Annotated in this window: 7 protein-coding genes and 1 pseudogene; 1 reads left to right on the top strand and 7 read right to left on the bottom strand. The window is 64.7% G+C overall.

Annotation, left to right across the window (positions count from 1 at the left end; translation table 11 throughout):
- Nucleotides 1-2: 2 nt before the first annotated feature.
- Nucleotides 3-665, top strand: coding sequence for a 3-oxoacid CoA-transferase subunit B (locus AC2W7L_RS15110; RefSeq protein WP_486005092.1), 663 nt, complete (start codon nucleotides 3-5; stop codon nucleotides 663-665).
- 349 nt (nucleotides 666-1014) lie between these two features.
- Here the strand turns inward: AC2W7L_RS15110 and manA are convergent, their stop codons facing one another.
- The 7 genes and pseudogenes from manA to AC2W7L_RS15075 form a co-directional block, all read right to left on the bottom strand.
- Nucleotides 1015-2334, bottom strand: a complete 1320-nt coding sequence (gene manA, locus AC2W7L_RS15105; protein WP_486005091.1) for a mannose-6-phosphate isomerase, class I — start codon at nucleotides 2332-2334, stop codon at nucleotides 1015-1017.
- 289 nt (nucleotides 2335-2623) lie between these two features.
- Complete coding sequence (locus AC2W7L_RS15100) at nucleotides 2624-5299, bottom strand: NlpC/P60 family protein (protein ID WP_486005090.1); 2676 nt, start codon at nucleotides 5297-5299, stop codon at nucleotides 2624-2626.
- 265 nt (nucleotides 5300-5564) lie between these two features.
- Nucleotides 5565-7085 carry an LCP family protein gene (locus tag AC2W7L_RS15095; RefSeq protein ID WP_486005089.1) on the bottom strand — a complete coding sequence of 507 codons (1521 nt, stop codon included), beginning with the start codon at nucleotides 7083-7085 and terminating at the stop codon, nucleotides 5565-5567.
- 352 nt (nucleotides 7086-7437) lie between these two features.
- A pseudogene (locus AC2W7L_RS15090) lies at nucleotides 7438-8585 on the bottom strand (acyl-CoA dehydrogenase family protein).
- 38 nt (nucleotides 8586-8623) lie between these two features.
- A complete protein-coding gene (gene purE / locus AC2W7L_RS15085; protein ID WP_486005088.1) occupies nucleotides 8624-9151 on the bottom strand; it encodes a 5-(carboxyamino)imidazole ribonucleotide mutase in 528 nt (175 codons plus the stop codon).
- A gap of 84 nt (nucleotides 9152-9235) precedes the next feature.
- Nucleotides 9236-10438, bottom strand: coding sequence for a 5-(carboxyamino)imidazole ribonucleotide synthase (locus AC2W7L_RS15080; protein ID WP_486005087.1), 1203 nt, complete (start codon nucleotides 10436-10438; stop codon nucleotides 9236-9238).
- A 14-nt stretch (nucleotides 10439-10452) separates the two neighbouring features.
- Nucleotides 10453-11562 carry an alkaline phosphatase family protein gene (locus AC2W7L_RS15075; protein WP_486005086.1) on the bottom strand — a complete coding sequence of 370 codons (1110 nt, stop codon included), beginning with the start codon at nucleotides 11560-11562 and terminating at the stop codon, nucleotides 10453-10455.
- Between the last annotated feature and the right edge of the window lie 78 nt (nucleotides 11563-11640).

The following is an 11640-nucleotide window of genomic DNA, read 5'->3' as shown; positions in this document are numbered from 1 at the left end:
AAATGTCATTGACACGCAATCAGATGGCGGCCCGTGCCGCCCAGGAACTCGAAGACGGCAGCTACGTCAACCTCGGCATCGGCATGCCGACCCTGGTTCCGAACTTCCTGCCCGAGGGCGTCCACCTCGTGCTTCAGTCGGAGAACGGCCTGCTCGGCGTCGGCCCCTACCCGACCGAGGATGAGATCGATCCCGACCTCATCAACGCGGGCAAGGAGATCGTCACGATGAACCCGGGCGCCGCCTACTTCGATTCGGCGGCGAGCTTCGGCATGATCCGCGGCGGCAAGATCAACGCCGCGATCCTCGGCGCCATGCAGGTGGCCACGAACGGCGACATCGCGAACTGGATGATTCCGGGCAAGATGGTCAAGGGCATGGGCGGTGCGATGGACCTCGTCCACGGCGCCCAGCGCGTCATCGTCATCATGGACCACGTCGCCAAGGACGGCTCGCACAAGCTGCTGATGTCCTGCGAGCTGCCGCTGACGGGCAAGGGCGTCGTCGAGCGCATCATCACCGATATCGCCGTCCTCGACGTCAGCGGCGACTCCTTCACCCTCGTCGAACTCGCCCCCGGTGTGACCGTCGACGAAGTCAGGGAGAAGACCGGCGCCGAGGTGATCGTCCCCGAGGACGTCCCCACCATCGAGGTCGCCGCCTGAACCACCGGCGGAGCCTGATTCACAGGTGACCGACCACGGTCCTTAGGTGAGAAGTGGTCACGATCGGATACAGACTTTCGATGTCAGTATCCGATCGTGACCACTTCTTTCATGTGTGGGCGTTCTGACCTCACACCTGCCGGCTATCAGACAGCGCTGGCCGATACGCCGTGGTGCCGCCCCTCTGTCAACGTCGGACGCTGCGCGACTTCGTTGGAAACCAAAATTGTTGGGTCGATCCACGGTGATTTCGTTGCAGAAATCACCGTGGATCGACCCAACAATCTCTGTTTAGAGTCCTGCACTCCGGTTCGCAGGGGTGACAGGGGTGGGGAGCAGGCAGTCGACCTCAGCGGCCGGCTGCTCCGGAGTTCAGACCAGTGGTCCCCACGAACAGGTCGCCGTGGCCATCGGCCGTGACCGTCGGTTCGTTGGCCGCGATGAACGCGCTCTGCCCACGTTCGAGCGTGAGGGTCGAACCGAGCGAGCTGAGTGTGACAGTGCCTGCGGTGCACAGGGCGATCGCCGCGCCACGGCGCTCCACCGTCGTCATCCGCGGGCAGCGCAGCGCCTGCAGAGCGAAATCGTCGGTGGGCCCGAGCAGCATTCCCGAGTGGTCGGGTTCGACCATCCGGGGTGCGCCGGAACGGAATTCCGTGATCGTCGCCAGCTGTTCGATGTCGACGTGCTTCGAGGTCAGTCCCCCGCGCACGACGTTATCGCTCGAGGCCATGATCTCGATGCCCGTGCCGAAGAGGTAGGCATGCAGCACACCGGCGTCCATGGTCAGCGCCTCACCCGGCTGCAGGTGGACCCGGTTGAGCATGAGTCCCACCAGCGCACCCGGATCGTGGGGGTAGTCGGTGACGAGTTCGCAGAACGTCTGCGCCGGGTCGACCGCGCTGCCGGAACGGCTGATGTGCCCGGCGGGCAGCTCGTCCATTCCGTGGGCGGCCACCTCGTCGACGAGCCCCGAAGCCCGCGGATCGCTGAGGATGATCTCGACGGCGCGAGACAGCGCTTTCGACTCGCTGAAGGACTTCAGCGCGCCGATGATCGCTCCGAGAACGTCCAGGGACGGCGGGGTCAGCGGCTGGGAGAGCATCCGTTCGAACGTCGCCCGCACGGCCTTACGCGGCCGGAATCCCGTGAGCGCGTGGAAGTCGGTGAGCGCGTAGATGAGTTCCGGTTTCGCCGAGGCGTCCTTGAAGTTCCGATTGGGAGCGTCCAGCGCCGGTCCGGCCTCCTCCTCGGCGGCGAATCCTGCCCGGGCCTGTTCGCTGTTCGGGTGCACTTGGATCGACAGGGCCTTGCTGGCCGAGAGCACCTTGAGCAGGAACGGCAGTCGTGCACCGAAGGATTCGAGCGAATCATGCCCGAGCAGACCCTCCGGGTCTCCCGCCAGGTATTCGATGAGGTTGGGTCCGAGCCGTGGCTCGGCTTCGGTCGCCACGCTGCCCGCCGTCGCCTGCCCGCCGAGGCGGTTCTGCTTATCCAGCGGAGCCTGGGTCCGCGTGTGGCCGACGTCGAGTCGAGAGGGACTGACCGGGTGGGCTCCGAGCCAGAGTTCCGCGCAGGGGGTGCCGTCCGGAACAGTGCCGAGGATCGCGGGAATCGCGTCAGTGCTGCCCCATTCGAAGTTTTTGACCGTGTTGTGCAGACGATGCACTGCGGGCCCCCTTTGACAGGATCGAGTCGGATTCACATCCGGTGAATACCGGGTGTGCTCCGTCCAGCCTAATCCCACCACAATGCGCGAAGCAGGCACTTCACTGACTATTCAGCCGAAGTCACAATCTATTCACCGCTTGTCACCTGGGCTGATGCTTTCTCCCCGGTCAGAGCCTCCCGCATAATCGTGGGGAGAACCAGACAGTGCCCCGAGGGAGATCCACAGTGGGATCGCCCTCGGGGCACTGACTCTCGGACGCTGAACGCCCTGTCTTCGGGGCCGGAGATCAGCCGACGACGCGGATGACCTTGGCTCCACGATCGAGCATCCAGCTGTAGCTTCGCTTCGTGGTGTTCGACCGCGACGAGCCGGCGTCGTACATCTGGCCCTTGGTCTCGGAGATGATTCCGATGTGCCCCGGGATCCAGATCAGGTCGCCGGGCTTGGCGTCCTTCAGCGAGATCTCCTTGCCGGCATACCGCTGCTGGCTGGTTGTGCGCGGCAGTTTGATGCCGTTCTTGCCGTAGACGTACTGGGTGTATCCCGAGCAGTCCCAGCCGGACTTCGGCGAGGTGCCGCCCCAGACGTACTTGACGCCGAGGTTGGCCTTCGCATCCTTGATGATGGACGCACGCTGGGCCGCGATCTTCTCGGCCTTACTCGGCTTGTCCTTCTTCTTGTCGTCCTTCTTGTCGTCCTTGGACTTATCGTCCTTCGAGTCCTTGTCGTCTGCAGAACCTTCCCCGGAGTCTGCAGGCGACTTGTCATCGGAGGAATCGTCTCCGGGCGGTGTCGTGCCGCCCGGAGCATTGTCGTCGGTGACTCCGCCGGCAATCGATCCCTTGGGAGAGAACTCGGTGGTTCCGTAACCCTCGGCCCAGACCAGACGTGCTCCCTGGAAGAGCTGCTCACCGCGGCCCTTCTTGTAGACCACGTCCGACTTGGGGTAACCGAGGTGACCCTTGACGGTCCCCTTGTCACCCCAATACTTCATGATGGTGCCGGAGGTGTAGTGAGCGCCGGTGTCCTTCGACCAGTAGAACGAGCCCTTCTCGAAGCTCTGCGCGGCGCCCCCGCCCTTGAGGCCGCCCTTCTCCGCAGAGGTGGGCAGCCCCAAGTCGGTGACTGCATCGCCCTTGTACGCCGAAGCGATCGCTCCGGACAGGTGGTAGGCACCGGTCTTCTTGGACCAGTAGACGGTGCCCTTCTCGAACTTCTGGGCCTTGGCGCCCGAGATGCCCTTGACGCTGTATTCCTTGCCGAGAGCCTTGCCGAGCTTGTGCTTCTCGGCATATTTCTCGATCGAGGTCTTCGGCTTCGGCTTCTCGGTCTTCTTGTCGTCGTCCTTCTTGTCGTCCTTGCCGTCGCTGGGCTGTTCGCCGGTCTTCAGAATCGAGTTGACCGTCGAGCGCATCTCGCCCATCTTGGCGTAGAAGGCGTCACCCGGGCAGTCGGTCTGTCCGAGGTCGCGGTGTCCGACCATGTTCGACGAGGAGGCCTTGGAGATCCCGTTGAGCGAGAACTTCCAGGCGATCGCCGAGGCGACGGCATCGCGGGTCTTCTTCGGCGGGGCCGAGCTGTTGTAGGTGCCCAGCACGGAGATGCCGAAGGTTCCGGTGTTGTGTCCGGCGACGTGGGCGCCGATGACGGCCTTCTCGATGTCACCGCCGCGGGCGTGCCAGAGACGTCCGTATTTGTCTGCGACGACGTTGTACCCGATATCGTCCCAGCCGCGGCCCTGCTGGTGGTAGGCCTGGATACCGCGGATGATTCCCGGAACGTCGGCAGCCGAGTAGCTGTTCGAGCCGGAGGTGTGGTGGACGACGGCCTGCTTGATGCCGCTGGCGTAGTCGGGGCTGCCGTTGTACGCCTTGGCACCCCATGAGCTGCGCGAGCCGATCTTCGGCTTCGACACCTTCTTCGCCACGGTGTCCACCGTCGACGATCCGGGCACGTAGTTCTGGTTGGTCACCGTCGCACCGGCTGCGGCATCGACATTCTCAGCAGCTGCCGCCTCGGCGTCGGTCGAGTCTTCGGTCGGCTGCGCCGGTGCGGATTCGGCACCGGCGGAGTCGCCGCCGGCCTGGCCGGGAAGCTCGACAGGATCGTTCTCGGCGACGGCCTGAGCGTCTCCGGGGCCCTGCTTCGAATCGACGAGCACGAGTTCGGCCTCGCTCGGTGCGGAATCACCGAGGATGCGCATCTGAACAGCGGAGGCGTTCGACACCGTCATCGGCTCCGAACCCTTGTTCTGGGCTTCCTCCTGCTCCTCTTCGTCAAGAGTGTTCCAATTGCCCCATTCCGATCCCTGCTTGGTGCGGACCTGGATGCGGATATTGGACTTCGATTCGGAGAACGTGAAGCCGATGAGACTCGGGTTGTCGTCCGGAACGTCGAGGACATCGGAGATGAGAGCGATATTCACTCCGTCTTCGGTCTTCTGACGGACCGAACCGGAGATGTCGTCTCCGTCCTGAGTCTTCGACTCCTCGGACGAATCCTTCGCACTCTCGTCCCCGGCATCGTCGGACTTCTCGTCCTCCGACTTCGGGGCCTCGTTCTCTGCGCCTTCGGCGGGAGCCTGCTCGGATGGAGTCGACCCCTCGGACGGTGCGGCCTCGTCGGTACCGGAGGTCAGTCCGGCGGAGACGTTGTTGACCGAACCCGTCGTCGCCGATGCGGAGGCCTTGACGATATCGGGCACCTTGGTCGAGGCCAGGGCCGTCTGCGACTTGAAGATATTCGGCAGATTGCTCGTGGCGCTCTGGTTGGCGGCAGTGGCGTTGGAATCACTGGAATCGCGGGCACCGGGGACCTTGAGTCCCTCTTTGCTGACGTTCAGCGCCTCTTTGGATACATCGGGCGACGTCGCGGCTGCGGAAGCCGTCGGTGCCGAGACCAATAAGGTGCCGACCAGCGCTACGGAAGCGCAGCCCGCAACAGTGGGCAATACATATTTCATCGTTACAGCCTTTTCGAGGAAGACAGGGAAGTTCAGGCCTCGAGGTCCCCTGCACCGTTGGCAGAACGGTGGGCAACCCCAACATCTCAAAATTGTTACACATTTTCGGCGTGTCAGACTAGCCACAGAGCAGAATATTCTAATTACACGAGTGTCGTTCCCAGTATTGGCAGGGGACACACCGAGCAAAAGATTTTCCAGGAATCGTCATGGGATCGACCGATTCGGTCATCGACCCGATCACGATCGGTCCCATGGCGGCACCTTACGGCACGTAGCAGATCGACTTTGCGTCGGCTTCTTCGCCATTGTCAGCAGAGGTGTCGCCGGCGCCCTGTGCCAGCAGCTGCGGCCCTGAACCGGGGTTCGGATCGAGTCCCGCATCGACTCCGGCGGCGGCTGACAGGTCGCTTTCGGGAACCGAGAACGCGTTTTCGTCCTCTTCCGAGGACTTCGACGACTCCTCGATCTTATCGGCAACCAGCTGATGTGCCACATCGAAGTCGGGCTGCGACGGTGTGATGCGAGGTGGGGTGAGGTCGACGGATTCGATCTTCTGTGACTTCACCTTGAGCGCGAGGTCGACGAACGAGTCCACCTGAGATGACGGGATATCCGTCGACACAGCGCCCGGGGTGGCTTTCGCGATCGACTGGTAGCGGGTGAGAACGGTGGCCGGGTCGAGCTGTTTGACCATCGCGGTCTGCACGCAGCGCTGGCGGACCATCCGCTCGTAGTCGCTGGAGAACTCGCGGGACCGCGCGAACCACAGCGCATGGAAGCCGTCGAGCTTCTGCTTGCCCGGTTCGATCCACCCCTTCACCGGCCCGTGCTGGCCCGTGTTCGGATCGACCTTCGACGAGATCGGCACCCGCTTGCCGGAGACCAGAGTGATTCCGCCGAGGGAGTCGATGAGGTTCTCGAACCCTTTGAGGTTGATCATCGCGTAGTACTGGACCTCGAGACCGGTGGCACCCGAGACGGCGTCCATCGTCGCCTGCTCTCCGGCCTTCTTCGGGTCCTCGAACTCGTCCTTGTGCCGCTCGCCCTGCTGGAAGACGGCGTTGAGCAGACATTCGTCTCCGCAGTTGTATCCCTGCGGGTAGTGCTTGTGCAGCGGAGAGTCGTCGGGGAACGGCACGTTCTCCATATTGCGGGGCAGGCCGATGATGACGGACTTGCCGGTCTTCGCATCGATCGAGACCAGCGACAGGGAGTCAGGGCGGATTCCCGTCCGACCCTTTCCGGCGTCCGAACCCAGCAGCAGGATGTTGTAGCGGCCGTCGACGGGCTTGAGCGCCTTGCCCGAGGCGAACAGGTCGCTCATCAGTCCCCGCTGGGAGTTGAGGATCGTCGTCCCGTAGGCCAGTGGTCCCACGACGATGAGCATGAGGGCGCAGAAGGCCGCTATGAAGCGCTTGCGGGCTCTCCGCGAGATCGTGACGAGCCGGATACGGCGCAGGGTGTCGAAAAGACACACCGCCCAGTTGACGGCGATGACGGGCACCCAGATGGTCAGGAAGGTGAGAATGAACGGGTTCGTGCCGATGGTGAAGAGGAACGTCCGGCTGATGAGGACGATCACTCCGGCGATCAGGGCCAGGATCCAGCTGATGGCGGTGATCGACAGTGAGATCTTCGCCCAGCGGCGATGACCGAAGAGGAGCTGCACTCCCCCGGGCACGATGGCCGTGACGAGCAGCAGGAGCCACGCCCGCACATCACGCGTCGGCTGCGAAGCATACGACGGGTGGCGGATCGGGTCCACATATCTCGTTTCGGCCACTGACTTCCCTTCGCTTCGGGCTCTGCTCACGGACTGATTCCGACGTCGACATCCGCGGGTGGCCACACACAGGTCGCTTCGCCCTTCGGGTGCCCACAGCAGACTACTGTGCCAAAGGCACTTCAGAGTCCACTGTGTTCACCTATTGTGTCGCGTGAGAACCGTCGATTCCGGCACATCCGCGCCGCGCATGTCGCATTCGTCGCGTGTGCGATTGTTCACAGACCGAAGAACGGGTGCTGCGGACTCCCTTCCGGGGAATCCGCAGCACCCGTTCGACACAGCCCCGTGCGATGCACCTCCGGCCGACGCCGTGCGCGGCCCTGGGCACAGGCTTCGCTTCGAACCCGACTCAGGCGATGAGCTTGCGTCCCATCACCATGCGCTGGATCTGGTTGGTGCCTTCGTAGATCTGCGTGATCTTCGCATCGCGCATCATCCGCTCGACCGGGTGGTCGACGACGTAGCCGGCGCGCCGAGCAGCTGCACGGCGTCCGTGGTGATCTCCATCGCGGCGTCGGAGGCGAAGGCCTTCGCAGCGGCACCGAAGTAGGTGAGGTCATCGTCGCCGCGCTCGCTCTTGGCGGCGGCGGTGTAGGTGAGCTGACGTGCGGCCTCGAGCTTCATGCCCATATCGGCGAGCATGAACTGGATCGCCTGGTTATCGGCGATCGACTTTCCGAACTGCTGACGATCCTTGACGTAGGCCAGGGCGTAGTCGAGCGCGCCCTGAGCGATGCCGACGGCCTGCGCGGCGATCGTGACTCGGGTGTGGTCGAGGGTGCGCAGGGCGATCTTCAGACCCTCCCCGGGCTCGCCGACGATGCGGTCGCCGGGCAGGCGGACGTTGTCGAAGAGGAGCTCTCGGGTGGGCGAGCCCTTGATGCCGAGCTTGCGCTCCTTCTCACCGAAGGTGAAGCCCTCGTCGGACTTCTCGACGACGAAGGCGGAGATGTTGCGGCCGCGTGCTCCGTCGGGGTCGGTCACGGCCATCACCGTGTAGTACTCGGACTCTCCGGCGTTGGTGATCCAGGTCTTGACTCCGTTGAGGATCCAGTCGTCGCCGTCGCGTTCGGCACGGGTCTTCATCGATGCGGTGTCGGAACCGGCTTCGCGCTCGGACAGGCCGTAGGAGAATCCCGCTTCACCGGCGGCCACGGACGGGAAGTACTTCTTCTTGATCTCTTCGCTGCCCCCGAGCTGGACCGGCATGCTGCCGAGCTTGTTCACGGCCGGAATGAGCGACGACGAGGCGCAGCCGCGTGCGACCTCTTCGATGATGATCGCCACAGCCAGCGCATCGGCGCCCATGCCCCCGTACTCTTCGGGGATGTGCGCGGCGAAGAAGTCCGTCTCGACGAGGGCGTCATGCGCTTCCTGCGGGTACCGGGAGTCCGCGTCGACCTCGGCTGCGAACGGCGCGATCTTCTTCTCGACGACGTTGCGAACTGCGGCGCGGATCTCTTCGTGCTCTTCGCTGGGCTGGTAGAGGTCGAACATCATTCTCCTAAGACTTATCAAACGTTCAGCAAGAGCTATTATTCCTGCAGTGCCCGACCTTTGTCGAGAGCGACCTGCCGCAGCTGCCCCCGATAATCGTCGAGACGGGACCGCAGAGCCTCGGCCTCGGTCCCCTGACCGGCCCCGAGGATGCGCGCGGCCAACAGGCCCGCGTTCTTGGCGCCGCCGATCGAGACGGTGGCCACGGGAACTCCGCCGGGCATCTGCACGATGGACAGCAGCGAGTCCATTCCGTCGAGGTACTTCAGGGGCACGGGGACGCCGATGACCGGAAGAGAGGTCATCGAGGCGATCATTCCGGGCAGGTGGGCCGCTCCCCCGGCTCCGGCGATGATGACGCGGACGCCGCGATCGGCCGCGGACTTCGCCCAGTCGATCATGTCCTCGGGCATACGGTGGGCGGAGACCACCTCGGCGCTTGATTCGATGCCGAGCTCGTCGAGCGCTTCGGCCGCGGCCTTCATCGTCGGCCAGTCCGAGTCCGAGCCCATGACGATGCCGACCGGAGCCGCCGTCGGAGTGGAGCCTTCATTCGCTGTGGTCATCTGTGCTTCCTTCGCTGCAGGCGGTTCTGTCCCGTCCGTGCGGACGAGTTGCGGGCGGTGACTGAGTGCAGCACGCGCTGGGGCTCAGCGTGTGCCGGGCTCGCCCTCGGCCCGGAGATCCTCGGGAGTGGGCATCTGCGGATGCGGATCGACATCGACACCGGCGATGAAGTCCGCGGCATGCCGTGCACGGGCGAGCACGAGCTGCCGGTCCTCGCCGTAGGCATTGACGTGGCCGACCTTCCGGCCCGGGCGCACGCCCTTGCCGTAGAGGTGGACCTTCACTGCCGGGTCGTGAGCCATGACGTGCAGGTACGGCTGATAGAGGTCGTCATGATCGGCGCCGAGGATGTTCACCATCACGGACACGTCCTCGCGGGCCGCGGGGCTGCCGAGGGGCAGGTCGAGGACCGCGCGGAGGTGCTGTTCGAACTGGCTCGTCACCGCTCCGTCCTGCGTCCAGTGCCCCGTATTGTGCGGTCGCATCGCGAATTCGTTGATGAGGAAGCCCTCGGGAGTCTCGAACATCTCCATCGCCATCACGCCGGTGACCTCGAGGGTGCCGGCGACCGTGAGGATCGCCTCGGTGATGGCCCGCGCCTTCTCCGCCGACAGGTCGGGGGCCGGGGCGATCGCCTCCTTGCACACGCCGTTCTGCTGCCAGGTCTCGACAACCGGCCACACCGCGGTCTGCCCCATCGGGGAGCGTCCGACCATGACGGCGAGTTCCCGAGCGAAGTCGACCTTCTCCTCGGCAAGCAGCTGGGGCACCTCGTCCAGCCACTCGACGGCTTGATCGAGGCTGTCGATGACGCGCACGCCCTTGCCGTCGTAGCCTCCGCGAGGAGTCTTGAGGATGAAGGGGTATCCGACGCGAGCGGCGAAGGCCTCGACATCGGCGGCCGAGGTGATCTCGGCCCACGCGGGGTTGGGCAGACCGAGTTCGTCCATCCGCGCGCGCATCCGGATCTTGTCCTGGGCGAAGATGAGGGCGTCAGGGCCGGGGCGCACAGCGTGTCCGGCTTCAACGAGGGCCTGCAGATGCTCCGGCGGGACGTGTTCGTGGTCGAAGGTGATGACGTCGACGGTCTCGGCGAAGGCCTTCAGCGTCGGATAGTCCGTATAGTCGCCGACCGTCACCTCATTGATGACCTGTGTGGCGGGGGCGTCAGCGGTCTCCGCGAGAACGGAGAAGCGGACGCCGAGGGCTTCTGCGGCGGGGGCCATCATGCGTGCCAGTTGACCGCCGCCAATGACACCGATTCGAGGAAAAGTCACGTGTGCCATCCTAACGCGGGCAGTCAGACGAGAAGGAGCGGGATCTGCAGTTCCTGCTCCGTGGTGGAACCGTGGTGGCCGATGAGCGCCAACGCCGAGGCGGATTCCACATCCGAATCGACCACGGCGAAGCCATCGGTGCAGATGACGAGGAAATCCCCGATCCGCGGATAGACGTGCGGGGCGACGGGGCCGAAATAGCCGCGGGCGATCGCCTCGGATTTCGGCAGGATGAGCCCGCGGTCGCCGAGCGTCTCCTGCCATGCCGAGAGCACATCCGCCTCGGCGCCGTCAGCGGCGTAGAGATGCAGTGCGCGCGGCTCTCCGCCGACGTGGCGCAGACCGGCCTTGAGCTCGGGGAGCTCCGCGAGATCGAAACGTCGTTCGTGGTCGACGTCGACCATTCCGTGATCGGCGGTGACGAGCATCGTCGCGTCGTGCGGCAGGTCGGAGGCGAGCCGGGACAAGGCGAGATCGACGCGTTCGAGCTCCTCGGTCCAGGCCGCGGAGTCCGCACCGTGCACATGTCCGGTCTTGTCGAGGTTGCCCCAGTAGAGATAGACGAGGCGACGACCGGGAGCCTTCGCCTCGGCCAGGGCTTGGGCGCAGCGTTCCTCAAGTGTCTTCGAATCCCGGAATCTGCCGCCGCGCAGCGAAGCCCGGTTGAGGCCGCGTCCGGCGAACTTCTTCTCGCCGAGGCTGACCACATCGATCCCGGCATCCGTGAGGCGTTCGAAGAGCGTCGCATCGGGGACCCAGGCGACGGGGTCGACGTCGAGGTTCCACGTCAGCTGGTTGAACACCGCGTCCTTCTCCGGGTCCAGGACGCGGTAGCCGACCACTCCATGTGCACCGGGAAGGCGGCCGGTAGCCAGAGACGACAGAGAGTTCGCCGTCGTCGACGGGAACCCGGCGGACAGCGTCCGGCGGGTTCCGGCCTGTGACCGGAAGAAAGGGGTGTATCCGCTGTAGCGGCGCAGCTGCTGCTCTCCGAGACCGTCGATGAGCACGACGATCGTCGCCCGGGATTCCCTGTCGAGTCCGAGCGCTCGAGCGCGATCGGACATCGGCGAGTCGAGCGCGTCGGCCGCACCGAGGCTCAGCGCCGCAGCGGGAACGACATCGGAGAGCATGGGGCCCGCATAGTCCGGAGGCCCCAAAGGCTCACTGCCGGAAGGGGACGCCTGTCCGAGCCGCGTCGAATCCTCACC

The sequence above is a fragment of the Brevibacterium sp. LAARM3_SD1 genome (assembly GCF_057364765.1).
This window is presented reverse-complemented; position numbering and strand designations above follow the sequence as displayed.

Excerpts from the sequence above, each read along its gene's own strand:
- AC2W7L_RS15110 (WP_486005092.1), top strand. The coding sequence starts at position 3 with ATGTCATTGACACGCAATCAGATGGCGGCCCGTGCCGCCCAGGAACTC.
- purE (WP_486005088.1), bottom strand. The coding sequence starts at position 9,151 with ATGACCACAGCGAATGAAGGCTCCACTCCGACGGCGGCTCCGGTCGGC.
- AC2W7L_RS15075 (WP_486005086.1), bottom strand. The coding sequence starts at position 11,562 with ATGCTCTCCGATGTCGTTCCCGCTGCGGCGCTGAGCCTCGGTGCGGCC.
- AC2W7L_RS15100 (WP_486005090.1), bottom strand. The coding sequence starts at position 5,299 with ATGAAATATGTATTGCCCACTGTTGCGGGCTGCGCTTCCGTAGCGCTG.
- AC2W7L_RS15080 (WP_486005087.1), bottom strand. The coding sequence starts at position 10,438 with ATGGCACACGTGACTTTTCCTCGAATCGGTGTCATTGGCGGCGGTCAA.